Here is a 22,929-nt window from a genome sequence, read left to right as displayed (position 1 = left end):
GGCGGCATAGCGGGGCCTTTGATTTGCCCCGTCGTGGCCTTTAGTTAGTTGCTATTTCGGGATGGCTTTGCGTGGCTGCCGGTGGGATAATTGGTCAGGAGATTTCAGCAGCTTAATATGTTTCCGCGAGAGCGGATCCGGCGGTGAAATCCACGGATTTCGGAAATGGCCACTGAAGGACGACTGTGCGCGTTACAGAAAGGTTGCCTAGCGGACCGGATTTCCCGCTTCTCGTAGGCTTTCCTTTACCTCGCCGATGGTCAGGTCGCCGAAGTGGAAGACGCTTGCGGCCAGTACCGCGTCGGCGCCCGCGGACACTGCGGGGGCGAAGTGGGAGACCTTTCCGGCGCCGCCGCTGGCGATGACCGGGATGTCCACCACTGCTCTCACCGCGGCGATCAAGTCCAGGTCGAAGCCTGCCTTCGTGCCGTCGGCGTCCATCGAGTTCAGGAGGATCTCTCCTGCTCCCAGGTTGGCCACCGTGCGGGCCCACTCGATGGCGTCCAGGCCGGCGCTCCGGCGGCCTCCGTGTGTGGTCACCTCCCAGCCGCTCGGCTGGTCGGCTGCCCGGCGCACGTCCAGGGAGAGGACCAGCACCTGGTTGCCGAAACGCTGGGCGATCTCGCTGATCAACGCGGGGCGGGCGATCGCGGCCGTGTTCACGCCCACCTTGTCGGCGCCCGCTCTCAGCAGGACGTCCACGTCGTCCACCGAGCGGACGCCGCCTCCCACCGTCAGGGGGATGAAGACCGACTCGGCTGTGCGGCGGACCACGTCCAGCATTGTGCCGCGGCCCGCGGATGATGCCGTCACGTCCAGGAACGTCAGCTCGTCGGCGCCCGCCTCGTCGTAGGCCGCCGCCAACTCCACCGGGTCGCCGGCGTCGCGCAGGTCCACGAAGTTGACGCCCTTGACCACCCGGCCCGCGTCCACGTCGAGGCAGGGGATCACGCGCACCGCAACTGTCATGCGTTCACCCTAACCAAGGGCTTCTTCAGGCCCAGCAGGATGCCGCCCACCACCAGCGTGCCGCCCGCCACGTCGACCATGTGGAGGTGCTCGTCCAGGAACAGCCAGGCCGACGCCATGCCGAAGAACGGGACCAGCATGGAGAACGGGGCCACTGTGCTGGCGCCGTACACGCGAAGCAGGAAACCCCAGCCCGCGAACGCCGCGAGCGTCGAGATCAGCGCGACGTACGCCAGAGCCCAGACCGCCTCCATGTCGAACGCGCGCAGCGCGGAGACGTCCTCGGACGACGCCAGCGTCAGCAGGATCAGCGGGCCCGCCGCGACCGCGCTCACCCAGACCATGAAGCGCAGCGTGTCCGGCGGGGACGCCTTGCGGGTGGCTATGTTCGACAGGCCCCACGCCGCGCCCGCGCCGACGATCAGCAGGAACGCGCCCAGGTTCGTGCCCATCCGGGTGGCGACCAGGGCCACGCCGGCCACACACAAGAGCAGACCGCCCAGTTGTACGCCCCGGGGCCGCTCCCGCAGGAACAACACCGCGAAGCCGAGCGTGAAGACGGCCTGGCTCTGCAGCACCAGCGAGCTCAGGCCGGCCGGCATCCCGGCCGCCATGCCCGCGAACAGCAGCGAGAACTTCGTGACGCCCAGGATCAGGCCGACCGCGATGATCCAGCGCCACGGCACCTGCGGGCGGCCCACGAACAGCACGGCGGGGAACGCGGCCAGGGTGAAGCGCAGCGCGTTGAACATCAGCGGCGGGAAATGGTCGAGCCCGGTCTCGATCACCACGAAGTTGAAGCCCCAGACGGCGGTGACGGCGACCGCGATCCCGATGTCGCGTGGTCTCATGGATCGAGCCTGGCCGCCGAAACCGTTAAGCACCATCGAGAAAAGCGAAAGCCATCATGTAGCCTCGCTACATGATTGACCTGGGGCGTCTCCGGGCTCTGCACGCCGTGGCCAGCTACAAGACCGTGCTCGCGGCCGGTGAGGCCCTGCACTGCACGCCGTCAGCGGTCTCCCAGCAGCTGGCCAAACTCGAACGGGAGACCGGCGCCACACTCGTCGAGAAGGACGGGCGCCGGCTGCGGCTCACCGAGGCCGGACAGGTGCTGGCCCGGCACGCGGAAAAGGTGCTGGCCGCCGTCGACGAGGCCGAGGCGGCGCTGGCCGCGCACCGCGACACGGTCATCGGGCGGCTCACCGTGGCCGCCTTCGCCACCGCGTGCCGCGCTCTGTTGCCGTACGCGCTGCACCGCCTTGCCTCCGACCACCCGCAGCTGACCACGGGCCTGGTCGAGGTCAACCCGCACGAAGGGCTCGACATGCTGCACCGCGGGCACGTCGACCTGGCCGTGCTCGACGACTGGCCCGAGGTGGCGCTGCGCTATCCGAGCGGCATCACCCACATCGAACTGGGCTGGGACGTGGCCGACCTGATCGTGCCGAGCGGTCACCGGTTCGGGGCCACGACCACCTTGGCCAAGGCGCGCGACGAACGCTGGATCGCGGCCAAGGCCGGCGACATCTGCCACGAATGGCTGCTGCGGGTCCTGCCGGGCGTGCAGCCCGACTTCCACGTGGGCGAGTTCGAGACTCAGCTGACGCTGATCTCGGCGGGGCTCGGCGTGGCGGTCATCCCCCGGCTGGCGAGATCACGTCAATTGCCTGAGGGGGTACGGGTGGTCAGGCTGACGCCGGAACCACGCCGCCGTGTGGTCGTCGCGTGGCGTGAGGCCTCCGCCGCCCGCCCGGCGATCAAAGCGGCGGAGGAGGCTCTGCGCATCTCGTGGAATCAGGCCTCGCGCAGCGCCGCGAGGGCCTCGGCCACCGTGAACGCGCCCGCGTAGAGCGCCTTCCCGGCGATCACACCCTCCACCCCGGCCGGCTCCAGAACCTTGAGCGCCCGCAGGTCGTCGAGGGTGGACACCCCGCCGCTGGCGATCACCGGGCGGTCGGTGGCCGCACACACCTCGCGCAGCAGCTCCAGGTTCGGGCCGCGCATGGTGCCGTCCTTGGTGATGTCGGTGACCACGTACCGCGCCGCGCCCGCCTTGTCGAGCCGGCCCAGCACGTCGAACAGGTCACCGCCGTCGCGGGTCCAGCCCCGCGCCGACAGGGTGCGCCCGCGCACGTCCAGCCCGATCGCGACCCGGTCGCCGTATTCGGACACGATGCGGTCGCACCACTCCGGGTCCTCCAGGGCGGCGGTGCCGATGTTGACCCGCTCGCAGCCGGTGGCCAGCGCCCGGCTCAGCGACTCGTCGTCGCGGATGCCGCCGGACAGCTCCACCTTCACGTCGAGCCGGGCCACCACGTCGGCCAGCAACGCAGCGTTGGAGCCGCGCCCGAACGCCGCGTCCAGGTCGACCAGGTGCACCCACTCGGCGCCGTCGTTCTGCCAGGCCAGGGCGGCCTCGAGCGGGTCGCCGTAGGAGGTCTCGGAGCCGGCGGCGCCCTGGACGAGACGGACGGCCTGACCGTCCGCGACATCGACGGCGGGCAGCAGAGCGAGTGTCATGAAATTCCCCTTTATCCGGCCTTGCGACCGAGAATGACGACGACCAGAGCGGGTGCGGCGAGGACGATCAGCAGGGTGAGCACGATCCGCAGCGACGTCTCGGGCACCCACAACCAGATCGCGGCGATGGCCACGAGCGGCAGCAGGATGATGCCGAGACGCTCACCACGGCTGCGGCGATGCAGCGTGCCCGACCGGCCGAGCCGCGGCGGGGTGAGCCGGTTGACCAGCGACCGGCGCCACGCGCGACGGGACACCTTGCGCGCGCGGGCCGCCTTCTCCTTTTCGAGCACGGCGAGCCGCTCGGCGCGCCGTCGCGCTCTCTCCTTCGACATCTACAGCCCGGCGACCCAGTTGCGCAGCAGCCCGAAGCCCGCGTCGGCCGACTTCTCCGGGTGGAACTGGGCCGCGCTGAGGGCGCCGTGCTCGACGACCGCCGCGAACGGCTCGTCGTGGCTCGCGGTGGTCACCTTGGCGCCGGCTTTCCGCAGAGCGTCAAGGTCCGAGGCGCCGTACGAGTGCACGAAGTAGAACCGCACCTCGGGAGTGAGGCCGTCCAGCAGCACGGAGCCGTCGGCGACGTCGACCGTGTTCCAGCCCATGTGCGGTATCCGGCGCGCGGCGAGCTTGCTGACGACGCCCGGCAGCAGGCCCAGGCCCTTCGTCTCGACGCCGTGCTCCACACCCGAGTCGAACAGGATCTGCATGCCCACGCAGATGCCCAGCACGGGACGCCCGGCCGCGACCCGTGCCGCGATCATCGGGCCGGCCTGGATCTCGTCGATGCCGGCCATGCAGGCGGCGTACGCCCCGACGCCCGGCACCACGAGGCCGTCGGCCTCCGCCGCGGCGGCGAGGTCGCTGGTCACCGTCACGTCGGCGCCGGTGCGGGCGACCGCCCGCTCGGCCGAGCGCAGGTTGCCCGACCCGTAGTCGAGCACCACCACGTTGGGCATCAGTTGTCCCCCGGGAGCAGCCAGGCGATGCCGCCGGCGACGGCCAGGGCGGCCAGCACGCCGACCAGGCCGACGCTGAACTTGGTGGCCCCCGACTTGATCAGCTGGATGACACCGCCGACCAGGAAGCCGGCCAGGATGAACAGGGCGATGGCCATCAGAGCACGCCCTTGGTCGACGGGAGCTGCCCGGCGTTGCGCGGGTCGATCTCGACGGCCTCGCGCAGCGCCCGCGAGAACGCCTTGAACTGCGCCTCGACCACGTGGTGGGCGTCCGGGTGACCGCCCGGCCGGCAGGCCCGCAGCACGTCCACGTGCAGGGTGACCTTGGCCGCGTGGCCGAACGCCTCGAAGATGTGCCGGGTCATGCTGGTCGCGTAGACCGGGCCGATGTACGGGGTGAGCAGCGGCTCGTCGTGCACCACGTAGGGCCGGCCGGACAGGTCGACGGCCGCGCGGACCAGCACCTCGTCCATCGGGATGGTCGCCGAGCCGTACCGCCGGATGCCCCTCTTGTCGCCGAGCGCCTGCGCGAAGGCCTCGCCCAGGGCGATGGCGGTGTCCTCCATGGTGTGGTGCGCGTCGATCTCGAGGTCGCCCTCGGTGCGCACTGTCAGGTCGAACCCGCCGTGCCGGGCCAGCTGGTTGAGCATGTGGTCGTAGAAGCCGACGCCGGTGCTCAGGTCGCCCTGGCCGGTGCCGTCGAGATCGATCTCGACGAGCACCTTCGTCTCGTTCGTGGCGCGTTCGATGCGCCCGGTGCGACTCACTGCAAAGCCTCCAGAAATGCGTCGGTCTCTTTTTCAGTGCCCGCGGTTACCCGCAGCCACCCTGCCAGACCGACGTCGCGGACCAGAACACCGCGGTCGAGCAGTCGCTGCCAAGCGAGTTTTTGGTCTCCGCCCACTTCGAACAGCACGAAGTTGGCGTCGCTGTCGGCCACCTTCAGGCCGCGCTCACGCAGCGTGGTGACGATGCGGTCGCGCTGCTCCTTGATCGCCTCGACCGTGGCCAGCAGCGAGTCGCGGTGCACGACGGCGGCGCGGGCGGCGGCCTGGGTGAGGGCGGACAGGTGATAGGGCAGCCGGACCAACTGCACGGCGTCGACCACGGCGGGGTCGGCGGCCAGATATCCCAGCCGCCCCCCGGCGAAGCCGAACGCCTTGCTCATGGTCCGGCTCACCACCAGCCGCGGATGCCCCGGCAGCAGGGTCAGCGCGCTCGGCGTGCCGGGACGGGCGAATTCCGTGTACGCCTCGTCGACGATCACCATGCCGCGGGCGGCGCCGAGAACGGCGTCGATCACGGCCGGGTCGAGCGCGGTGCCGGTCGGGTTGTTCGGCGAGCAGACGAAGACCACGTCCGGGTCGTGCTTCTCGATCTCGGCCACGGCCGCCTCGGGCCGCAGGCCGAAGTCGGGGTCACGCAGCGCGCCGATCCAGCGGGTGCCCGTTCCCTGCGCGAGGAGCGGGTGCATCGAGTACGAGGGCCCGAAGCCCAACGCGGTGCGTCCCGGCCCCGCGAAGGTCTGCAACAGCTGCTGCTGCACCTCGTTCGACCCGTTCGCGGCCCACACGTTGGCCGTGGTCAGGCCGTGCCCGAGATAGGTGGCCAGCTCGGCCCGCAACGCGGCGGCGTCGCGGTCGGGGTAGCGGTTCAGGTCGCGCAGCTCGGCCTGGACGGCCTTGCCGATCGCCTCGACGACGTCGTCGGGGACGGGGTACGAGTTCTCGTTCGTGTTCAGCCGCACGGCGACGTCGAGCTGCGGAGCCCCGTACGGCGTCTTGCCGCGTAGGTCGTCCCGGATGGGGAGATCGTCGATGCTCACTTGCCGAACCTCGCCCTCACGGCTTCACCGTGCGCGGGAAGGTCCTCGGCGTTGGCCAGCGCGACCACGTGGCCGGCGACGTCGCGCAGGGCGGCCTCGTCGTACTCGATCACGTGCACGCCCTTGAGGAACGACTGGACGGACAGCCCCGACGAGTGCCGCGCGCAGCCGGCCGTCGGCAGCACGTGGTTGGAGCCGGCCGCGTAGTCGCCGAGCGACACCGGCGACCAGGCCCCCACGAAGATCGCGCCGGCGTTGCGGACCCGCAGGGCCCACTGCCGCGCGTCGCGCGTCTGGATCTCCAGGTGCTCGGCCGCGTACGCGTCGACGACGCGCAAACCCTGCTCGAGGTCGTCCACGAGCACGACGCCGGACTGGTCGCCGGTGAGCGAGGTCTGCACCCGGGCCGCGTGCTTGGTGGCGGCGACCATCGTGAGCAGCTCGGCCTCGACCGCGTCGACCAGCGCCACGGAGTCGGTGACGAGCACGCTGGCGGCGAGCGGATCGTGCTCGGCCTGGCTGATCAGGTCGGCCGCGACGTGCCGCGGGTCGGCCGTGTCGTCGGCCAGGATGGCGATCTCGGTCGGCCCGGCCTCGGCGTCGATGCCGACGGTCCCCTGAAGCAGCCGCTTGGCCGCGGTCACCCAGATGTTGCCGGGCCCGGTGATCACGTCGACCGGCTCACAGCGGTCGGCGTCGTCGGCCCCGTCCGAGCCGTACCCCAGCATGGCGATGGCCTGGGCGCCGCCCACGGCGTACACCTCGTCGACCCCGAGCAGGGCACACGCGGCGAGAACCCGCGCGTCGGGAAGCCCGCCGTTCTCCTTCTGCGGCGGGCTGGCCACGACGAGGGCGTCGACCCCGGCCTCCTGAGCCGGCACGACGTTCATGACCACGGTGGACGGGTAGACGGCGAGGCCGCCGGGAACGTAGAGCCCGACCCGCTGCACGGGAATCCAGCGCTCGGTCACGGTGCCGCCGTCGACGACCTTGGTCGTGACGTCGGTGCGCCGCTGGTCGGCGTGCACCTTGCGGGCCCGCTTGATGCTCTCGAGCAGGGCGGCCCGGACCGCGGGCTCGAGAGAGGCCTCGGCCGCGGCGATGTCCTCCTTGGCGACACGCAGCCGCTCGAGCGTCACGCCGTCGAACTTCTCGGTGGCTTCCCGGATCGCGCTGAAGCCATGCCGATGGACCGCCTCGACGACCGGGCGGATCCGCTCGACGGCCTGAGACACGTCGAGCTGGGCACGGGGCATCAGTCCACGAGGGTCCCGCTGGGAGCCACGCAGGTCGGTCCGTTTCAGCACGACGCCAAGTTTATGCTGCCCACCGGTGAAGCCCGACATCGCCGCGGCCGGGCCCAGGAGATGGGATCCTTGACCATGGTGGGGCTACCGATAGGCTGAGCCGGTGAGCAAGCGGCTGCCGGTGTTCCCGCTGGGCACGGTGCTGTTCCCGGGCCTGGTGCTCCCCCTGCACATCTTCGAGGAGCGGTACAGGGCGCTGGTGCGCGAGCTGGTGGCCGGCCCGTCCGACGACCCGCACGAGTTCGGCGTGGTCACGTTGCGCCGGGGAGCCGAGGCCCCCGCCGAGACGGTCACCACCGACGGCCCGTCGGCGCCCCCGCCCCCGATCACCGCCGACGACCTCTACCAGGTCGGTTGCACGGCCGAGCTGCGCCAGGTGACGGAGCTCTCCGACGGCCGCTACGACATCATGACCGTGGGCCGCCGCCGCTTCCTGATCAAAGACGTGATCCAGGGCGACGAGCCCTACCTGACGGCCGACGTCGAGTGGCTCCCCGACGAGTCCCCCGACGAGACGGCCGAGCTGTTGGCCCCACGGGCTCTGGCCGCCTTCCGCGCCTACCTGGAACTGCTCCGCCCCGACTCCGAGGGCCTGGACGCGGTCCCCGCCGACCCGACGGTCCTCTCCCACCTGATCGCGGCCACGGCCCAGCTGACCACCGAGGAGCGCCAGTCGTTGCTGGCCGCCCCCGACACCGCGGCCCGCCTGCGCACCGAGCTGAAACTCCTCAACCGCGAGTCCGGCCTCCTGGCCCGCGTCCGAGCCGTCCCGGTCCCCCTGTCCGACCTGGCCCGCCCCGCCAGCCCGAACTGACACCCTCACGCGCCCGCCACGATCTCGCAGCGCGTCCCACCGCTACGCCGCACTACGCGCCGCCTCTGCCTCGCAGCACGCGGCCGCCGCTGACCCACCTCTACCTCGCAGCCGCCTCTACCCCCGCGGCGGCCTCGCAGCCGCCTCTACCCCCGCAGCGACCTCGCAGCCGCCTTTGCCCCCGCGGCGGCCTCGCAGCACCGCGCCCGCCTCGCCCCGCGGCAGCCTCCGGCTCGCAGCACGCGGCAACTCCTCCAGCGCGGCCGCCCGATGGCTCGGCGCGGGGCCCGAATCGCACCCCATCCCCGACTCGTATCGCGGGGCGGCCGCTAGTGGCGCGGTGGTTCGGCCGCGCTGCCGGTAGGCGTCTGGTCGGACGGCACCGCGCCGGACCAGTCGGGAGCGTCCGGCGGGGCGTCACTGTTGGGCCCATATCCGGGCCGGGCCCCGGGGACGTCGAGGTCGGGATCGTTCGACCAGCCGGCCATCAGGGTGAGGGCGATCGCCGCCGCGAACGCCGGCACGAGCATCGGCCCGAGCGAGTGGACCTCGGGCGGCTCCAGGTAGGTCGATCCCTGCTGGGCCGTCTCCCGCCACCGATCGAAGTCGTCCCGGCCGATCATCTCGCCGAGCCAGGGCGCGACCAGATATCCCGCCCCGAGCGCCCCGGCCACGATGCTGAACAGCAGGAACGGCCCCCGGTCGCGGCGCAGCAGGAGCCACGCCCCGATCGCCACGATCAGTCCGAACCCCAGCCCGAGCAGCGTGAACCAGCCGTCGGCGGCGATGTACTCCTCAGGTGACGGATCGTTGAATCCGATGTCGCCCTGCCCGATGCCGATCACCGGCACCGAGGGCGCGATCCACTGCCACAGCAGCCCCAACGGCCCGCCGAGCACAAAAATCACCGCAAAGACCGATAAAGACACCACAAGGGTACGCCGCCACGGCCGCCGCGAGATGTCCGGCGCCGGCCACTGCTCGCCCGCCTCAGGCCCCGTGGGATGCGCCAGCCCGTACCCACCACCCGGTTCCCCGGCCCACGGCCGAGCAGCACCCGCCTCCGGCGCCGACCCGGACCAGGGCGCACTACCGCCCGCTTCCGGCGCAGAGCCCGACCAAGGCGCGCCGCCGCCCGCCGCAGAGGCCGGACCGGACCACGGCTCACCACTGCCTGCCTCGGAAGGCGGGCCCGACCACGGCTGCGGGCTGCCGGAACCGGGCCAGGCCGGGGCCTCGTAACCCGCCGGGGCGCCGGCGGCCGGGGCGGCCGTCGGGTCGGGCGGGGGTGGGCCGGGCTGATGCTGGTGCGCCGGATCCTGACTCGCGTTCACCCTACGATCCTGCCAGGTTCTCCCCCGTGCCGTCCCGCTCGGTCTAGGCCACCGCCGACGGGCCGAGGATCATCTTCAGGTCGGCCCGCAGCGCCGGTGTCGGCGCCACCCGGACCGCGCCCAGGCGCAGGATCGTGGTGCGGCTGCCGTTCTGCAGGTGGACGTGCACCTCGGAGTCGCCGGGATGGCTGGTCAGGATGTCCTTCAGTTCGGACACCAGCGGCGGCGTACACCTGGTGATCGGCATCGTCAGGGTGATCGGCTTGCTGTCCGGGTTGTGGGTCACGTCGGGCAGCGACATGTCCATCGCCATGATGCGCGGGGTGTCGTCGCGCCGGTCGACGCGGCCCTTCACCACCACGATCGCGTCCTCGGCGATGAACTGGCCGATCACCTCGTAGGTGTTCGGGAAGAACAGCGCCTCGACCCCACCGGCCAGGTCTTCCAGGGTGGCCGAGGCCCACGCCCGGCCCTGCTTCGTGATGCGCCGCTGCACGCCCGTGAGGATGCCGGCCAGCGTCACCACCTGGCCGTCGGGGACCGAACCCTCCTCGTTCAGCGCCGCGATCGTCGTGTCGGCCGCGTTCTGGAGGAGCTGCTCGAGGCCCGCGAGGGGGTGATCGGAGACGTACAGGCCGAGCATCTCGCGCTCGAACGCCAGCTTGTCGCGCTTGTCCCACTCGTCGTCGGTGATCGGGGGCATCGCCACCGTGGCCGCGCTGCCGCCCTCGGTGTCGCCGAACGCGCCGAAAAGATCGAACTGCCCGGCCGCCTCGTTGCGCTTCACGTCGGCGTAGGCGTCGATCGCCTCGGCGTGGACCGCGAGCAGGCCCTTACGGCTGTGGCCCATCGAGTCGTACGCGCCGGCCTTGATCAGAGATTCAATGGTCTTCTTGTTGCAGGCGATCGCGTCGACCTTGGACAGGAAGTCGTAGAAGTCCTGGTATTTGCCCTTGTCGTCGCGGCAGCGGCGGATCGCCTCGACCACGTTGTGCCCGACGTTGCGGACCGCGGCCAGACCGAACCGGATGTCCTTGCCGACCGGGGTGAACGGGCCGGCCGACTCGTTGACGTCGGGCGGCAGCACCTGGATGCCCATGCGCCGGCACTCGGCCAGGTACATCGCCATCTTGTCCTTGTCGTCGCCCACACTCGTGAGCAGACCTGCCATGTATTCGGCCGGGTAGTGCGCCTTGAGGTACGCCGTCCAGTAGGAGACCAGGCCGTACGCCGCCGAGTGGGCCTTGTTGAAGGCGTACCCGGCGAACGGGACCAGCACGTCCCACACCGCCTGGATGGCCTCCTTGGAGTAGCCGTGCTCCATGCAGCCCTGCTGGAACGGCACGAACTCCTTGTCGAGGATTTCCTTCTTCTTCTTACCCATGGCCCGGCGGAGCAGGTCGGCCTGTCCGAGCGAATATCCGGCGAGGATCTGCGCGGCGCGCTGCACCTGCTCCTGATAGACGATCAGGCCGTACGTGGGCTCGAGGATCTCGCGCAGCGGCTCCTCCAGCTCCGGGTGGATCGGGGTGATCTCCTGGAGCTTGTTCTTGCGCAGCGCGTAGTTGGTGTGCGAGTCGACGCCCATCGGGCCGGGCCGGTAGAGGGCCAGGACGGCCGAGATGTCCTCGAAGTTGTCGGGTTTCATGAGGCGCAGCAGCGAGCGCATGGGCCCGCCGTCGAGCTGGAACACGCCCAGCGTGTCACCCCGGGCCAGCAGCTCGTACGCCTTCGGGTCGTCGAGCGGCAGCGCCAGCAGATCGAGCTTCTTGCCGTGGTTGAGCTCGATGTTCTTGTTGGCGTCGTCGATGATCGTCAGGTTGCGCAGGCCCAGGAAGTCCATCTTGAGCAGGCCGAGCGTCTCGCAGGTCGGATAGTCGAACTGCGTGATGATGACGCCGTCGGCCGGGCGCCGCATGAGCGGGATGTGGTCGATGATCGGCTCGGCGCTCATGATGACGCCGGCCGCGTGCACGCCCGTCTGCCGGATCAGGCCCTCGATGCCGCGCGCGGTGTCGATCACCTTTTTGACGTCGGGGTCGGTCTCGTAGAGCGTACGGACCTCGCCCGCCTCGCCGTACCTCTTGTGGTCCTTGTCGAAGATGCCGGAGAGCGGGATGCCCTTGCCCATGACGTCGGGCGGCAGCGCCTTGGTGATCCGGTCGCCGACCGCGAACGGGTAGCCCAGCACGCGGGCCGAGTCCTTGATCGCGGCCTTGGCCTTGATCGTGCCGAAGGTGGCGATCTGGGCGACCTTGTCCTCGCCCCAGCGCTCGGTGACGTACTTGATGACCTCGCCGCGCCGGCGCTCGTCGAAGTCGATGTCGACGTCGGGCATCGAGATGCGCTCGGGGTTGAGGAACCGCTCGAAGATCAGGCCGTGCGGCAGCGGGTCGAGGTCGGTGATGCCCATGGCGTACGCGATCAGCGAGCCCGCCGCGGAGCCACGGCCCGGCCCGACCGCGATGCCGTTGCGCTTGGACCACTGGATGAAGTCGGCGACCACCAGGAAGTAGGCCGGGAAGCCCATCTCGATGATCACGCCGAGCTCGTACTCCGCCTGCTTGACGTGGGTCTCCGGGATGCCGTCGGGGAAGCGGAAGCGCAGTCCCTCGTACGCCACGTGGCGGAAGTACTCCTCCTCGCTGTAGCCGTCGGGGATCGGGAACCGGGGCATCAGGTTCTTGAAGGTGAACATGCCCTCGGTGTCGACCCGCTCGGCCACGAGCAGGGTGTTGCGGCAGCCCTCGAGCCAGGCCTCGGACGAGTCGACCGCGCGCATCTGGTCGGCCGACTTCACGAAGTAGCCGGCGCCGTCGAAGCGGAACCGGTTGGGGTCGGCGATGTTGCTGCCGGTCTGCACGCACAGCAGCACGTCGTGGGCCGAGGCCTGCGCCTCGTGGGTGTAGTGGGAGTCGTTGGTGACCAGCGGCGGAATGCCGAGCTTCCGGCCGATCTCGAGGAGCCCGTCGCGGACCCGGCTCTCGATGGAGAGGCCGTGGTCCATGATCTCGAGGAAGTAGTTCTCCTTGCCCAGGGCTTCCTGGTACATCGCGGCGGACTTGAGCGCCTCGTCGAATTGGCCGAGCCGCAGCCGGGTCTGCACGGCGCCGGACGGGCAGCCGGTGGTGCCCATGATGCCCTCGGCGTGCTCGGCGATGATGTCGAAGTCCATCCGCGGGTATTTGCCGAGCTGGCCCTCCATCGAGCCCCGCGAGTTGAGCCGGAAGAGGTTCTTCAGCCCGACGGCGTTGCGGGCCCACATGGTCATGTGGGTGTAGGCGCCGTTACCCGAGACGTCGTCGCCCTTCTGCTCGGGGCGGCCCCACTTGACGCGGTTTTTCATCAGGCGGGACTCGGGCGCGACGTACGCCTCGACGCCGATCACCGGCGTCACGCCGACGGCCTTGGCCTGCGTGTAGAAGTCGTACGCCCCGTGCATGTTGCCGTGGTCGGTGATGGCCGCGCCCGGCATGCCCTGGCGGGCCGCCTCGGCCAGCACTTCCTTGATCCGGGCCGCTCCGTCGAGCATCGAATACTCGGTGTGCACATGGAGATGCACGAACGAGTCAGACACCCCGGACCCCCCTGAAGTTGTAGGAACGCCAGCGACTCTAGCGGGCCCCTACGACAAGAACGAGGGGGAAACGCGTGTCACTCGGCGAATGGCTCGATCATCACAGAGGCGGCCTTGAGCCACGCCGAGCGCGTCTCCTGCTGGAGGTCCGCGTACTCGATCGAGGAGCCCACTTCCAGGGCCGGGTCGTACGGCACCACGGCCACCGCGCGGGTGCGGGTGGCGAAGTGCTTGGCGAAGTCGTTGAGCAGCGGCAGCGGCCCCGGCGAGGGGCAGGAGATCAACGTCACCGCGTTCGACACCAGGTCGCCCATGCCGCTCTCGTCGAGCACGTCGAGCATCCAGTCAGCGGTGAAGGCCGCGTCCTCGCGGGGCACCGTGGTGATCACCAGCTGGTCGGCCTGGCGCATCACGGTCTGCCAGTTGACGCTCTCGACGTTGTTGCCGGTGTCCACGCAGATCACGTCGTGGGTGCGGCGCAGCAGATCCATCACCCGGCGCACGGTGCCCTGGTCGAGCCGCTGGGCGAAGCGCGGGTTCTCCTCGCCGGCCAGCACGTCGTAGGACCCGTCGGAGGCGTGCCGCAGATAGCCGTCGAGCTCCTGGAGCAGCGCGTCGCCGTGCAGGTTCTCGATCTGGAGGAGATCGGCCAGCAGATGCTTGATCGTGCGGGCGTGACGGGCGCTCCCGGCTCTCAGGCCGAGCGTGCCCCGCAGCTCGTTGTCGTCCCACGCGAGCACGCCCCGGCCGCGGACGCTGCCGATGGTCGCGGCCGCGAGCACGGTCGCGGTGGTCTTGTGGACGCCGCCCTTGGGGTTGGCGAAGGCCAGCACCCGCGGCTTGCCGAGCTTGCGCCGCATGACCGACACGGCCCGGGCGAACTCGTCGTCGGCCCGCGTCTGCCGCCACTCGATGCGCGCACCGGCCGGCGAGGTCGGCGACGGCGCCACCCGCGGAGCGGGCGCGGGCTGAACGGCCGGCGGCGCCGCCGGCGCCGGCGCCGGCGGGGCGGCATAAGCGGACGGCGCCGCGGCGAAGGACGACGGCGCTGACGGGGACGGCGGCCCGGCGAAGGACGACGGCGCTGCCGCATAGGACGACGGCGACGGCGCTGGAGCGGACGGCGGCGTAGCAAAGGCCGACGGCGCTGGGGCGGACGGGGCATAGCTCGACGCGGCCGGCGGCTGCGCGACCGGAGCCGCCGCCGACGCCCGCACCTGCGGATAGTCACGGGGCTGGGGCTGCGGCGGGGCGGACCGCGACGACGGCCCGAAGAAGCTCGTCGGCTCGGGCGCTGGAGGAGCGGGAGGCGCGACCGGCGGCGGCGTCACGGGCTGTGACCGCGCCTGCCACCGAGGGTCGAGCGGATTGATCGGCCGCTGCGGCACCGCCCGCTGCTGCGGATCGGCCGCGGGCTGCTGATCGGCGTGCTGGTCGGCTGGATGCTGGTCGTACCGCGACCCGTAGGACGCTCCCCGGGCGTCGAGCGGATTGGTCGGCCGGCGGGTGGGCAGGGGCGTCCCGTACTGCTGGGACTGCTGCTGAGCGTCCTCACGACCCTGCTCCTCGGCCTGGTCGTCGGCGCCGCGTGAACCGTGCCGGGCGCGGTCGAGCAGCGCCCGCCATCGCGGGGCTGGTTCCGCAGGCCGGCCCCAGCCGGTCTCGGTCCCCTCCACGGCTCAGTCCTCCCTGCCCATTGCTCTCGGTGATGCCCACGCCCGGGCCGTTCGCCTTTGACAGGCTACGGAGCCGAGCGCGATAGGGCCACTGCCCGTGCCACCGACTAGAGACCTAACGTCCGGGCGGGGCTCAGGGTGCTGCCGCCGAGGCGCTGGTCGCATCGTGAGCAGCTGTCGCGTCTGACGCAGAGGGTACGGCAGGAAGATCCTCCGATGCCGAGGCGGAAGGGTCGTTCAGGTGCCTGGAGTCCCGCGATGAGGTGGATGTCACATCGACCCCGGGCGACGACACTATCGGCGCGGACGGCTGTGAGGCAATGCCCGGGGACGCGGTTGGCACAGCGGGCACGACGCCCGTCTGCTCGGGCAGCGGCGGCCGGAACTCGGTGCGGTCGAGGCTGCGTACCTCCGGCGCCGGATCGACCGCCCGCACGCCCTCGCGGGCCGCCACCTCCTGCAACGCGGCCGGCGTGCCGCGGACCACGGCCGCGTAGACGCAGGGGCATCCCGAGCGATAGGCGGAGGCTTCCATCTCGGCCGTGCGGGCCGCCGCCGCGTACGCGTCCCGGGCCCGCGCCTCCGAGGCCGGGAGCTTGGACGCCAGCTGCTCGTAGGACGCCTTCTCGGTGTCCCGGGCGATGGCCGCGTCGAGCATGCCGGAGAGCACGTCGGCCGGCAGCCGGTAGACCGGGATCCGGACCACCGGGGTGTGCTGCTCCGGCAGCGGCACCCGGGCGTACACCTGCGCCACCGAGGCGCCCTCGAGCAGGCCGGGCAGGAGACCGGCCGGCACATAGGAACCGAGGCTCACCAGCGCCCACAAGTCACCGGCGGACGGCGCCGACGGCTCGGCCAGCGCCCCCAGCTCGGTGCGCGACGAGTCGAGATAGCCCGGAACGGTCTGCCCCTGGACGACCCCGACCCGTACGATATCTGTGGAATTCGACGTCGGCGCGACCTCGCGCCGGCCCACCCAGAGCGTCCCCAGCAGAACGACGCCCGCCGTCACCGCCACGCAGGCGATGGCGAAACGGGCGTCGGACGCGGAGAACAGGCGCACCCGCTGGGCGGGTCCCATGGGCTCAGACCGCGTCCTGAAGGACGTCGAGGGCGTACTTCAGGTCGTCGGGATAGTCGCTGACGAAGCGCACCTCGTCGTGGGTGCGCGGGTGCAGGAAGCCGAGCTCGCGCGCGTGCAGCCACTGCCGGTTGAGCTTGAGCCGGGCGGCCAGGGTGGGGTCGGCGCCGTACTGCGTGTCGCCCACGCACGGGTGCCGCAGGGCCGAGAAGTGCACCCGGATCTGGTGGGTGCGCCCGGTCTCCAGCTTCACGTCGACCAGGCTGGCCGAGCGGAACGCCTCCAGCGTGTCGTAGTGGGTCACGCTGGGCTTGCCGTCGGACATGACCGCGAACTTGTAGTCGGCGGTCGGGTGCCGGTCGATCGGCGCGTCGATGGTGCCCCGCAGCGGGTCGAGGTGGCCCTGCACCACCGCGTGGTAGCGCTTGTCCACCTCGCGCTCCTTGAAGGCGCGCTTGAGGACGCTGTAGGCCATCTCGCTCTTGGCCACGACCATGAGCCCGGTGGTGCCGACGTCGAGCCGGTGGACGATGCCCTGGCGCTCGGCGGCGCCGCTGGTGGCCACGTTCTGCCCCATGGCGGCCAGCCCGCTGACCACTGTCGGCCCGGTCCAGCCGGGGCTGGGGTGCGCGGCCACGCCGACCGGCTTGTCCACGACCACGATGTCGTCGTCGCTGTAGACGATGGTCAGCCCGTGCACGGGCTGGGGCGCCACCGGCGGCTGCTCGGCCGCCGGCGACGGCAGGGTGACCTCGAGCCAGGCGCCCGCGCTGACCTTGTCGGACTTGGGCCGCGGATAGCCGTCGACCAGCGCGTCGCCGGCCTCGACGAGCGTCGCCGCGGCCGTGCGGGACAGCCCGAAGAGGCGGGACACGGCCTGGTCGAGGCGCATGCCGTCGAGCCCGTCGGGGACGGGCAGGGATCGTTGCGAGCTCACTGCTTCTCGGCCTTCTTCCGTACGAGTCGTCGCCCGTCCCGCTGCCGGCCGGTGAGCTCGAGGAGCACGGCCAGCACGACGCCGACGCTCAGGCACGCGTCGGCGATGTTGAACACGGCGAAGTACTCCGCGTACGGCCCGAAGACGCTGATCATGTCGACCACGTGGCCGTGGAGGAAGGACGGCGCGCGGAACAGCCGGTCTCCCAGGTTACCCAGGGCGCCGCCGAGCACGAGACCGAGCGCGATGCCCCACGGCACCGAGCGCAGCTTCGTCGCCATGAAGGCGATCCACCCGATCACCACGAGGGTGATCAGCGGGAACACCCAGGTGTAGCCCTCACCGAGGCTGAAGGCGGCGCCGCCGTTGCGCAGCAGCGAAAGATAGACCAGCCCGCCGAGGATGCGCACGGGCTCGCCCTCGGTCAGGTTTTCGGTGGAGAGCCACTTGACCCACTGGTCGATGGCCACGGCCACCACGGCGGTAGCGGCGAGCACGAGCACGGCGGCACGGCTGAACCCGGGGCGAGGTCCCGGCTCCGGCTCGTCCACGGTGGTCGCGTCCGTTGCCTCGTCGGCGTTCAGCGTCGTTCCTCCAGCTGCTTGCAAGACACACAGAGAGTCGCGGAGGGGAACGCCGCCAGTCGCTCGACCGGGATGGGGTTGCCGCACCGCTCGCACCAACCGTAGTTCCCCTCGCCGAGGCGGTCGATGGCGCGCTCCACCTGATTGATCCGCTCCAGCAGATTGTTCGCCAGAGTGATCTCCTGCTCACGCTCGAAGGTCTTGGTGCCGGCGTCGGCCTGGTCGTCGCCGGCCGAGTCCTCCATGCGGTCGCGGGCCAGCTCGGTGATCTCGCTGATCGACTGCGAATATTCGGCCTGGAGCTCGTCACGCCGCTCGACCAGAGCGACCCGGATCTTCTCGGTCTCGGCGGCGCTGCGCGTCCGCTTCGCAGCGGCTGCCTTGGTGTCGCTTGCCTTGGCCATCGTCGCTCCCTCGGCCGCGCCCCGCGCGGCGATCAGCGTCTCCTGGGACCGGCGCCTCCACCGACCCCTTGTGATCTTCCCCCACCCGCGAAAACAGCGCGGCTGAACGAAGCAGGCGCGCACTCTCGGAGGACCGCAAGGATACGGAACGTATTTGAAAGCGACAACCTTCATGCATTCGTACGCGTCCTCGCGCCCCCGACCGCAGGACGATTCCACCGGGCTCGACGACGGCGGCCAGTCGGTGGTCACCCTCCCCGGTCCGCCGCCGGGCTGTCCTGCCACTCGAGGCCGGTTCAGTGCCGCTCCTCCCGGCCGTCCTCACCGAACCACCGGGCCAGCCGCCCGCGCCGGCTCACCGCCCGCAGCCGGCGCTCGGCCACGTCCCGGGCGGCCGCGGTGGCCACGATCAGCAGGGCGTCCCCGGTCCGCAGCCGGGTGTCCGGCCCCGGCACGAAGCCGTTGCCGTCCCGCACGACCAGGCTCACCGAGGCACCCTTGGGCAGCCGAAGCTCGTCGATGTGGACACCGGCCAGCCGCGACCCCGGCGTGACGTCCATGTGCAGCAGGTCGGCGTTCAGCCGCTCCAGCGGCGCCGTCTCCACATGGACCTCGGCCGCCTCGGCCGGCGCGGTCACCTTCAGCAGGCGGGCCGCCGGCCCCAGGGTGGTCGCCTGGAGCAGGGTGAAGATGATGACCAGCACGAAGACGGCGTCGAACAGCCCCTCGGCCCCCGGCGTGCCGGCCGAGAGCGGAATGGTGGCCAGCACGATCGGCACTGCCCCACGCAGCCCCGCCCAGGACAGAAAGGCGGTCCCCCGCCAGCCGACCCGGTTGCCGGGACGTCGGGGCCCCCGCACGGGCCGGGCCAGCACGGCCGAGACGATCACCGAGAGCGGCCGCGCGAGAAGAACCAGAGCGACCCCGACGACCAGGGCCGGCACCAGGGCGCTCCCCAGATGGGACGGCGACGAGAGCAGCCCGAGCAGCACGAAGAGCCCGATCTGGGCAACCCAGGCCAGCCCGTCTGCGAACCCGAGAATGGCCCGGCGGTGCGGGATCCGCCCGTTGCCGAGCACGACCCCGGCCACATAGACGGCGAGGAACCCCGAAGCATGGGCCACGGCACCGGCCGCGTAGGCGAGAACGGTGAGCCCCACGGCGGCGATCGGATAGAGCCCCGCCGACGGCAGAGCGGCGTGCCGGAGCAGCCAGCGCCCTCCGGCGCCGACCGCGAACCCGATGGCCGCGCCCGCGGCCAGCTCGTAGGTGACGATCAGAAGCTCGTACCACCAAGGGTGTTGACCCACCTCGGTAGCGCTCAGCAGAACGACCAGCAGAACCACCGGCGCGTCGTTCATGCCGGACTCGGCTTCGAGAGTGGCCACCAGCCGGGGCGGCAACCGGAGCCGCCGCAGAGTGGCGAAGACGGCGGCGGCATCGGTGGACGACAGAACGGCCCCGTAGAGCAGGGCAAGCTGCCAGGGCAGATCAAGAATCAGATGAACGGCGAGCCCGACCACAGCGATGCTCACGGCCACCCCGACCGTGGCCAGCGAGGCGGAGAGCCCCAGCACCGGCCGCAACGTGGTCCATCGGGCGGTGAGCCCACCCTCGGCAATGATCACGATGAGCGCACAGAACCCGAGGTTCCGGGTCAGCTCGGCGTCGTCGAAGCGGATTCCGAGCCCCGCCTCCCCGATGACCATGCCGATGGCCAGGTAGACGAGCAGACTGGGCAGCCCGAGCCGGGTGGAGAGCCGAACGGCCCCCACGGCGACGAGAAGAACCGCCGCCCCGATGAGCAGAGAGGTGTCAAGGCTCCCGGTCATGCCGGCGGGCCGTCACGCAGAGCTGCCACACGCTCAGCAACCCCCGAGCCCCCCGAACTGACGGCGAAGACCTTGTCCCGGCTGGTGGCACCCACTTTGAGAGCCACAGCCGCGGCCTTGACCCCAAGCGCCCCCGCCAGAGCCCGCCGAACAGCCTCGGTCGCCTTGCCATCCACGGCCGGCGCCCCCACGGCAACGATCAGAGCGTCCCCATGGGGCCCCGCATAGACGCCACCAACTTTGGTCCGCCCGGCCCCCGGCTTGACCCGCACCGCCACGGTGACCACGGTCGGCTCTTCAGGAGGCACGCTGCGCTTGACCATGCCCCATTGTGCCGATCACCCGCTCCCACCACGAGAGCCCCGGCACCCTCATCCCCAGGCGCAGACAACAGCTGCCCAAGCTCACCCAAAACGCATAAATGGTTCAGACACCCTACGACAGACAAACCACACGCAGGCGCAGGCGGCAGGCGGCGGACAAGATCGCGGGCGCGGGCAGCCGGCGTAGGCGGGCGCGGGCCGAGCGGGCAGCCGGCGAAGGCGGGCGCGGGCCGAGCGGGCAGCCGGCGAAGGCGGGCGCGGGCCGAGCGGGCAGCCGGCGAAGGCGGGCGCGGGCCGAGCGCGGGCGCGGCCAGCCGGCGAAGGCGGGCGCGGGCCGAGCGCGGGCGCGGCCAGCCGGCGAAGGCGGGCGCGGGCCGAGCGCGGGCGCGGCCAGCCGGCGAAGGCGGGCGCGGGCCGAGCGCGGGCAGCAGGCGAAAGCGGATGCGGGCGGAGGCGGCGGGTGCGGGCGACGATCGGCCGTCAGCGGACCAGGTAGCGTCCAGCACCGGCAGCGACGAGGGCCGCAGGGTCAGCGCTGGACGGCGCTTGCCACGAGGCGGTCTACTGGGCGGCACAGGCCGCATGGGCTGAAGCCCAGTTCGACGGCCTCGCCGACCGGGATGGGCTCGGTCAGGCGGCCTACCAGGTGGGGGCAGTCGGGCAGGTGGTAGCGGGGACGCCCGTCCACCACCAGCACCTCGGCGTCGAGGCGGGCCACGCGCACCGCGTCGGTGGGGCGCACCGACTGGGGCAGCGGCTCGTCGTCCGGGTCGTCCACGTCGGGCTCGGCGAAGCCCTCGTCCGCGGCGGCCTCCGGGTTCGCGCCCGGATCGCGGCGCCAGGCGTCCTCGCCCGGGTTCTCGCTGCGGGCCGCGTTGATCGCTGACGACGCCCGGTCGTAGTCGGGCCCGGTCTCGCGGGTGTCCTGATCGGCGGAATCGCCCCGGCCGACCGGATCGCGCTGAACGGCCGACCCACCGGACTCACTCGGGTCGGACTGCGCCCCGGACTCACGCTGGGCGAACTGCTCCCCGAACTCGCGCTGGGCGGACTCCGCGCGGAACTCGCGCTGGGTGAACTGCTCCCCGGACTCACGCTGGGCGGACTGGCCGCCGGACTCACCCCGAAGGAACGGCGCCCCCGACTCACGCTCAGCAACCCGCTCGCCCGCCTCAGGCTGGGCGAACTGCTCGCCGGAGTCGCCCCGAGCCGACCGCTCATCAGGCTCGCGATCGCCGGCATCGCGGTAGGCGTCACGGTCGACGGGCTCGCGGTAGGCCTCGCGATCGGCTGACTCGCGGACGGCGTCACGGTCAGCGGACTCGCGGTAGGCGTCACGGTCAGCGACGTCGCTTCGGGTGGGGCGGTCCCGGTTCAGATCGGCGGCCATGGCCTCCCGAGCGTCCCGCCAACCCGCCGCATGAGCCTCATCGGCGGACAAATCGCCCGGCGGCACCTCGCCGGTGGGCTGCGTCGAGAGGCGGGGGTCGGTGTCGCCTACGGCGTCGAACTGGACTGTGTCCCTGGAACCGGATTCGGCTGCGGACGGGCCGGGCGGCGGAGGAGGATCGTCGGAGGCGCGACGGCGCCGGGCCGGCTCGCCGCCGGCCGCCTGCGCGGCGAACTCGGGCTCCGCCACGAAGGCCTCGTCGGGATAGTCCTCGACGGCATAGTCGCCGGCCGGGTAGCCGTCGGCCGGATAACCGACTGGGCGGGTCTCGTCGGCAGGCGTGGTGCGCGTGGCCGCGCGCCGGGCCGAGGCCGCCTGACGGGCGCCGACCACGAGGAAGACCGCGGCCACCAGGCTGGCCACGATGGAGCTGATGAGCAGGTTGCTCGACCCGCCGGTGAGGCCCATGACGAGCAGGGCCACCGCGACGAGGATGAGCAGAAGACTAGCGACAATCATGGCTCATCCTCGTCGTGAGAAAACCGGCGGGAGATGGGTGGCGGAGGCTTAGCGCCCGGACTCGATGGAGTTGGCGCGGCCACCACCGTACGAACCGGCGAGACCGGCCGCGGCGAGACCACCGCTGCCACCGACGGCGCGCCCGGAGTCGGCCCGCGACATCTCGGCCTCGAGGCCCTGGCCCCGGCCGTCGAGGTCGCGCAGCTGGCTCTCGAGGTAGGCCTTCAGGCGCGTGCGGTACTCGCGCTCGAACTGCTTCAGCTCCTCGATGTGCTTCTGCAGCGCCGTGCGCTTCGCGTCGAGACCGCCCATGGCCTCCTGGTGACGCTGACGCGCGTCACGCTCGAGGGCGTCGGCCTTGGCGCGGGCCTCACGAGTGACCTCTTCCGCCTTGGAACGGGCGTCGGAGAGGAGCTTGTCGGCCTCGCGGCGCGCGTCGGCGACGTGGTCGTCGGCGGTGCGCTGGGCCATCATGAGCACCCGCAGGGCCTGCTGCTCGCCGTCGGCGCCGCCGCTCGCGGCGCCACCGCCGACCGGGCCCGCGGCGCGGACCTGCTCGAGCTCGGCCTGCATCTGCCGGGCGGCCTGCTCGGCCTGGGCCTTGTCGCGCTGCACCCGGTCGAGCTGAGCCTTGACGTCGTTGAGCTCCGCGGCGAGGCGCGGGTCGGCGGAAGGACCGGCTGGCGCGCCACCCCGACCGCCGCGCTCCACCTGGGCGCGCAGCTCGTTGTTCTCCTCGATCAGACGGGCGAGCTCGCGCTCGACCTCGTCAAGGAAGGCGTCGACCTCCTCCTCGTCGTACCCCCGCTTGCCGATCGGGGGCTTCTTGAAGGCGACGTTGTGCACGTCGGCCGGGGTCAGCGGCATCGAAACTCC

General features: G+C 71.5%; 21 protein-coding genes and 1 pseudogene. 2 read left to right on the top strand and 20 right to left on the bottom strand.

The window, feature by feature from the left end; translation table 11 throughout:
• Nucleotides 1-207: 207 nt before the first annotated feature.
• Entirely contained in the window at nucleotides 208-969 is a 762-nt protein-coding gene (gene hisF, locus ACQP2X_RS09970) for an imidazole glycerol phosphate synthase subunit HisF (RefSeq protein WP_498695937.1), read from the bottom strand.
• Nucleotides 966-1,820: an EamA family transporter gene (locus ACQP2X_RS09965; RefSeq protein WP_498695936.1), complete on the bottom strand. Its 855-nt coding sequence runs from the start codon at nucleotides 1,818-1,820 to the stop codon at nucleotides 966-968. The genes hisF and ACQP2X_RS09965 overlap by 4 nt, the downstream gene beginning before the upstream one ends.
• Nucleotides 1,821-1,891: 71 nt before the next feature.
• Between ACQP2X_RS09965 and ACQP2X_RS09960 the strand changes: the two genes are divergently transcribed.
• The gene (locus tag ACQP2X_RS09960; protein WP_498695935.1) at nucleotides 1,892-2,821 is read left to right on the top strand and encodes a LysR family transcriptional regulator; all 930 of its coding nucleotides are present in this window, start codon (nucleotides 1,892-1,894) and stop codon (nucleotides 2,819-2,821) included.
• Here the strand turns inward: ACQP2X_RS09960 and priA are convergent.
• Genes priA through hisD form a run of 7 tightly spaced genes read right to left on the bottom strand, consistent with a single transcriptional unit; the run spans nucleotide 2,767 to nucleotide 7,582 of the window.
• On the bottom strand, nucleotides 2,767-3,492 hold the full coding sequence (gene priA, locus ACQP2X_RS09955) for a bifunctional 1-(5-phosphoribosyl)-5-((5-phosphoribosylamino)methylideneamino)imidazole-4-carboxamide isomerase/phosphoribosylanthranilate isomerase PriA (protein ID WP_498695934.1): 726 nt from the start codon (nucleotides 3,490-3,492) through the stop codon (nucleotides 2,767-2,769). The two genes, ACQP2X_RS09960 and priA, sit on opposite strands and share 55 nt — an antisense overlap.
• 11 nt (nucleotides 3,493-3,503) lie before the next feature.
• Nucleotides 3,504-3,827, bottom strand: a complete 324-nt coding sequence (locus ACQP2X_RS09950; RefSeq protein ID WP_498695933.1) for a hypothetical protein — start codon at nucleotides 3,825-3,827, stop codon at nucleotides 3,504-3,506.
• Nucleotides 3,828-4,448 carry an imidazole glycerol phosphate synthase subunit HisH gene (gene hisH, locus ACQP2X_RS09945; RefSeq protein WP_498695932.1) on the bottom strand — a complete coding sequence of 207 codons (621 nt, stop codon included), beginning with the start codon at nucleotides 4,446-4,448 and terminating at the stop codon, nucleotides 3,828-3,830.
• Nucleotides 4,448-4,606, bottom strand: a complete 159-nt coding sequence (locus tag ACQP2X_RS09940) for a CG2302 family histidine operon protein (protein ID WP_179855327.1) — start codon at nucleotides 4,604-4,606, stop codon at nucleotides 4,448-4,450. Before ACQP2X_RS09940 ends, hisH begins: the two co-directional genes overlap by 1 nt.
• On the bottom strand, nucleotides 4,606-5,217 hold the full coding sequence (gene hisB, locus ACQP2X_RS09935) for an imidazoleglycerol-phosphate dehydratase HisB (RefSeq protein WP_498695931.1): 612 nt from the start codon (nucleotides 5,215-5,217) through the stop codon (nucleotides 4,606-4,608). The genes ACQP2X_RS09940 and hisB overlap by 1 nt, the downstream gene beginning before the upstream one ends.
• Nucleotides 5,214-6,275 (bottom strand): histidinol-phosphate transaminase, encoded by a 1,062-nt coding sequence (locus ACQP2X_RS09930; protein WP_498695930.1) that lies wholly within the window; start codon nucleotides 6,273-6,275, stop codon nucleotides 5,214-5,216. Before ACQP2X_RS09930 ends, hisB begins: the two co-directional genes overlap by 4 nt.
• Nucleotides 6,272-7,582: a histidinol dehydrogenase gene (gene hisD / locus ACQP2X_RS09925; RefSeq protein WP_498695928.1), complete on the bottom strand. Its 1,311-nt coding sequence runs from the start codon at nucleotides 7,580-7,582 to the stop codon at nucleotides 6,272-6,274. Before hisD ends, ACQP2X_RS09930 begins: the two co-directional genes overlap by 4 nt.
• 103 nt (nucleotides 7,583-7,685) lie before the next feature.
• On the opposite strand from hisD, the gene ACQP2X_RS09920 reads away from it, so the two are divergent.
• Nucleotides 7,686-8,396, top strand: coding sequence for an LON peptidase substrate-binding domain-containing protein (locus ACQP2X_RS09920; protein ID WP_498695926.1), 711 nt, complete (start codon nucleotides 7,686-7,688; stop codon nucleotides 8,394-8,396).
• Nucleotides 8,397-8,725: 329 nt separating this feature from the next.
• Here ACQP2X_RS09920 and ACQP2X_RS09915 read toward each other — a convergent pair whose 3' ends face one another.
• The 11 genes and pseudogenes from ACQP2X_RS09915 to ACQP2X_RS09865 all read right to left on the bottom strand — a co-directional run bounded on the left by ACQP2X_RS09915 (nucleotide 8,726) and on the right by ACQP2X_RS09865 (nucleotide 22,920).
• Nucleotides 8,726-9,304, bottom strand: a complete 579-nt coding sequence (locus ACQP2X_RS09915) for a hypothetical protein (protein WP_498695924.1) — start codon at nucleotides 9,302-9,304, stop codon at nucleotides 8,726-8,728.
• A 469-nt stretch (nucleotides 9,305-9,773) separates the two neighbouring features.
• Entirely contained in the window at nucleotides 9,774-13,307 is a 3,534-nt protein-coding gene (gene dnaE, locus ACQP2X_RS09910; RefSeq protein ID WP_498695923.1) for a DNA polymerase III subunit alpha, read from the bottom strand.
• Nucleotides 13,308-13,384: 77 nt separating this feature from the next.
• On the bottom strand, nucleotides 13,385-14,983 hold the full coding sequence (locus ACQP2X_RS09905) for a MinD/ParA family ATP-binding protein (RefSeq protein WP_498695922.1): 1,599 nt from the start codon (nucleotides 14,981-14,983) through the stop codon (nucleotides 13,385-13,387).
• Nucleotides 14,984-15,116: 133 nt separating this feature from the next.
• Entirely contained in the window at nucleotides 15,117-16,064 is a 948-nt protein-coding gene (locus tag ACQP2X_RS09900; RefSeq protein ID WP_498695920.1) for a hypothetical protein, read from the bottom strand.
• Nucleotides 16,065-16,068: 4 nt separating this feature from the next.
• Nucleotides 16,069-16,956 (bottom strand): RluA family pseudouridine synthase, encoded by an 888-nt coding sequence (locus tag ACQP2X_RS09895; RefSeq protein ID WP_498700891.1) that lies wholly within the window; start codon nucleotides 16,954-16,956, stop codon nucleotides 16,069-16,071.
• 41 nt (nucleotides 16,957-16,997) lie between these two features.
• Nucleotides 16,998-17,552: a signal peptidase II gene (lspA, locus tag ACQP2X_RS09890; RefSeq protein WP_498700889.1), complete on the bottom strand. Its 555-nt coding sequence runs from the start codon at nucleotides 17,550-17,552 to the stop codon at nucleotides 16,998-17,000.
• Nucleotides 17,553-17,581: 29 nt separating this feature from the next.
• Nucleotides 17,582-17,989, bottom strand: a complete 408-nt coding sequence (locus ACQP2X_RS09885) for a TraR/DksA family transcriptional regulator (protein ID WP_498695919.1) — start codon at nucleotides 17,987-17,989, stop codon at nucleotides 17,582-17,584.
• Between the two features lie 296 nt (nucleotides 17,990-18,285).
• Nucleotides 18,286-19,821, bottom strand: a complete 1,536-nt coding sequence (locus tag ACQP2X_RS09880) for a potassium/proton antiporter (RefSeq protein WP_498695917.1) — start codon at nucleotides 19,819-19,821, stop codon at nucleotides 18,286-18,288.
• A complete protein-coding gene (locus tag ACQP2X_RS09875; protein WP_498695915.1) occupies nucleotides 19,818-20,144 on the bottom strand; it encodes a DUF167 domain-containing protein in 327 nt (108 codons plus the stop codon). Before ACQP2X_RS09875 ends, ACQP2X_RS09880 begins: the two co-directional genes overlap by 4 nt.
• Nucleotides 20,145-21,840: 1,696 nt before the next feature.
• Nucleotides 21,841-22,053: pseudogene (locus ACQP2X_RS09870) on the bottom strand (hypothetical protein); the annotation flags it as partial.
• A 48-nt stretch (nucleotides 22,054-22,101) separates the two neighbouring features.
• Nucleotides 22,102-22,920: a DivIVA domain-containing protein gene (locus tag ACQP2X_RS09865; protein ID WP_097322546.1), complete on the bottom strand. Its 819-nt coding sequence runs from the start codon at nucleotides 22,918-22,920 to the stop codon at nucleotides 22,102-22,104.
• Nucleotides 22,921-22,929: the final 9 nt, after the last annotated feature.

It is taken from the genome of Actinoplanes sp. CA-131856, assembly GCF_050956135.1.
Taxonomy (GTDB): Bacteria; Actinomycetota; Actinomycetes; order Mycobacteriales; family Micromonosporaceae; genus Actinoplanes.
Note: the sequence above shows the minus strand (reverse complement) of the source record. Positions and strands in the feature narration are given on the sequence as shown.